The organism is Xenophilus arseniciresistens, assembly GCF_028023875.1.
GTDB lineage: Bacteria > Pseudomonadota > Gammaproteobacteria > Burkholderiales > Burkholderiaceae_C > Xenophilus > Xenophilus arseniciresistens.
In genome coordinates, this window is record NZ_JAQIPB010000018.1 from 1 (window position 1) to 2,467 (window position 2,467).

Here is a 2,467-nt window from a genome sequence, read left to right on the forward strand (position 1 = left end):
CCCTGGCTGGCGCTCGGGCCGGCTCGCATCATCGTCAACCAGGTCTCCAGCAGCGACCCGAGCCATCTTCGCGGCTATGTGGAGGTGGCCGGCCAGCGCGCGGAGGTGGTCATCGCCAACCCCAATGGCATCCTGGTGGATGGCGCAGGCTTCATCAATGCGAGCAAGGTCACCTTGACCACCGGCGTGCCGCAATACGGCGCGTTCGGCGGCCTGGATGCCTTCGCGGTGCGCGGCGGCGTCATTCGCATCGATGGCGCCGGCCTGGACCTGAGCCGCACCGACTATGCGGCGATCCTCAGCCGCGCGCTGCAAGTCAACGCGGCCATCTACGCCAATGATCTCAAGGTCGTGACCGGTGCCGGCCAGGTCAGTGCCGATGCGGCGCAGGTCACGACGATGCCTGCGAGCAGTGGTGCAACTGCGCCCGGCTTTGCGCTGGACGTGGCGCAACTGGGCGGCATGTATGCCAACAAGATCGTGCTGGTGGGCACCGAAGCAGGCCTGGGCATGCGCAACGCGGGCAGCATCGGCGCGGGCGCGGGCGGGCTGGTGGTCACGGCCGCGGGTCGGCTGGAGAACACCGGCACGCTCGAAGGTGCGCGCGTGCAGTTGGCCAGCGCGGCCGACATCGACAACCGAGGGGGGACCATCCGTCAGGGCAGCTTGGCAGCACTGACCATTGCCGCGCCCACCCTGTCGAACACCGATGGGGGCTGGATCGGCATGCAGCCTGTGTCCACCTCGAGCGGGTCTGGTGAAACGGGTGGCACGGGTCCATCCCCAGGCACGGCCGCGCCCGGTGGCTCAACGGACCCGGCAACACCAAGTGGCGGCGCTGAGCCTGCAACTGGCGGTGGCAGCACCCCTGCCCCCGCTGCGCCACCACAGCCCGGCGCCATCAACGCGGCAGGCGCCATCCTCAACGATGGCGGAAAGATTTATGCAGGCGGCCCCATCACCCTGCAAAGCCCGAACATCATCAATACCGGCGGCACCCTTTCCGTCGCAAACATGGCGCTGAACCAGCAAAGCTTCAGTAACCATGGGGGCGCGCTCAACGTCAGCGGCAGCTTCAGCGCCAATGTCCAGAGCTTTGACAACAGCACCGGCACCCTGCGTGCCGGCAGCTTGAACATCGCCACCACGGGCGACCTGATCAACACAGACGGCACCCTGACCAGCGACTCCGATGCCACCTTGAGCGTCGGCGGGAAGGTTGACAACACACGCGGCACCATCGCGGCCAATGGCGCACTCAGCGCCACTGTGGCGGGCGACACCCACAACACATCCGGAACGCTGGCGGCCAATCAGCAGCTGCAACTTGCAGCCGCAGGCCTCACCAACGACAAGGGCAGCCTTCAGTCGGCTGCCGGCTCCGTTCAGTTGGACGTGAGCGGCGCCTTGAACAATGGTCAGGGCAACATCGCGGCGGGCGCCGATCTGCGCATTCAGGCCGGGAGCGTCGCCAACCTCGCGGGCGGCAGCCTGCGTGCTGCGCAGGATGTGCAAGTCACCAGCAGTGGCCAGGTGCTCAACGCCGGCAGCATCACCGCGGGTCGCCACACAAGCGTCGATGCTGGCAGCGTGCAAGCCACAACGGGCAGCGTGCTCGGGGCGGGCATCCAGGCTGATGGCAGCCTGGCCGCAGCAGGCGATCTGAACGTGGTCGCCAGCCAGCGCCTCGGCGCTCAAGGCACCAGCCTCGCGGCGGGCAATGCCACACTGCAAGGCGCCAGCGTCGACGTCAGCGGCAGCAGCACGAACGCTGCCAACCTTTCCCTCACAGCCACCAGCGGCAATGTCACCACCGAAGGCGCCAAGGTCGTGACGCCGGGCACCCTGCGCATTGCGGCGAACAGCAACGCCGGCCAGACATTGATGAACGACGCGGGCACGCTCAATGCAGGCCAGCTGCAGATCAGCGCGTCCAATATCGCCAACACGAATGGCGGCGAGATCGTTCAGACCGGCACGGCTGCGACCACCATTGCGGTGACCGGCAGCCTGAACAACGACGGCGGTCGCATTGCCAGCAACAGCCAGGATCTGACGCTCTCCGGTGCAAGCATCACCAACACCGGCGGCAAGATCGAGCATGCCGGCCCCGGCGCGCTGGCCATCCGCGGCGGCAGCTTTGATGGCAGAAAAGGCCAGATCACCGGCAATGGCGCACTGGGCGTGGACCTGTCGGGCGGTTTTGCGCAAGACGGTGGCGTCACCACCGCCCAGCAGATCACCATCGACGCAGCAGCCTTGAGCAACCGCGGTGGCGAGATCATTCAGACAGGCACCCAAGCCACGCGAATCACTGTCGTTGGCGCGGCCGACAACACGGGCGGCAGCATCGCCAGCAATGGCCCGATGAACGTGGCCGCAGGCAGCCTGACGAACCACGGCGGCAAGCTTCGCACCACCGGGACTTCGAGCCTTGTCATCAGCACCACCGATGCGCTGGACAACA

At 66.9% G+C, this 2,467-nt stretch carries 1 protein-coding gene; it reads left to right on the plus strand.

The window, feature by feature from the left end:
* A partial coding sequence (locus PGB34_RS23005) for a two-partner secretion domain-containing protein (RefSeq protein WP_271430455.1) occupies positions 1–2,467 on the plus strand: 2,467 nt, incomplete at both ends.